The following is a 971-nucleotide window of genomic DNA, read 5'->3' as shown; positions in this document are numbered from 1 at the left end:
GATTTGGTGGGCACTGCATTCTCTGAGGAAATATATCGTGCAGCAGGCAAGGGAACAAACTCTTCTATAATCGAATTAGCAAACATGATAAAAGAAATTGGACGAGAACCTGCACAAAGGGATACGTTTTTCAACGTTTTACAAAAATTCTAAAAATCCAGTGCAATTGTGAAAAACAACTAATTGTTTTTGTTTTTCCTTGTTTGATTCATGTTTTGTATGTTTGAAAAAATAAAATTTTTTTTCACTGTACAATTTCAAATATGTAATTTGACGTCATATCAATTCTGCCCGGTCTTTAATAGCATAGAAGAGTTTTCTATGAAATAATGACTGAACAAAAAACTAGAACAATTTTAGGAATCTTTGCGATCCTAATGATTGTCACAACACCGATCTTGACAACATCACATCCAGCATTTGCAACATCTTCTACTGGAATAATTGTACCACTGTACTCTTATCCTGGAAATTATTGGAATCAAGTGATACAAGCCAAGAATGCACATCCATCAGTACCGATTGTTGCTATAGTTAATCCTAATAGCGGTCCGGGATCATCTGTTGATTCGACCTATGCTAGCTCAATTAAACAGCTTCAATCTGCAGGAATTACTGTACTGGGATATGTGTATACTAGCTATGGTTCCAGAAGTACAAGCACTGCTGAAGCAGATATCACTGCATATCATAATTGGTATAATGTGAATGGAATCTTCTTTGATGAGATGTCAAATGTATCAGGTTACGAATCATACTATTCTACCCTGACTCAATATGTCAAGTCACACGGAATGACAATGACTGTAGGCAATCCTGGAACGGACACCCTATCAAGCTATGTTGGAACAGTTGATAATCTGGTAATATATGAAAGCCCAGGTCTGCCAACGATTTCAAATCTAGCTGGATGGCATACTAGTTATGCAAAATCAAACTTTTCCATGATTGCATTTGGAGTTGGTTTACCC

Annotated in this window: 1 protein-coding gene; it reads left to right on the top strand. The window is 36.4% G+C overall.

Annotated elements, in window-relative coordinates:
* Window positions 1-329 precede the first annotated feature (329 nt).
* The coding region (locus DYY66_RS06595; RefSeq protein WP_218583640.1) for a spherulation-specific family 4 protein at window positions 330-971 on the top strand (642 nt) is incomplete at its 3' end.

The sequence above is a fragment of the Candidatus Nitrosotalea sp. FS genome (assembly GCF_011319475.1).
In the GTDB taxonomy this organism is placed as follows: Archaea; Thermoproteota; Nitrososphaeria; order Nitrososphaerales; family Nitrosopumilaceae; genus Nitrosotalea.
This window is presented reverse-complemented; position numbering and strand designations above follow the sequence as displayed.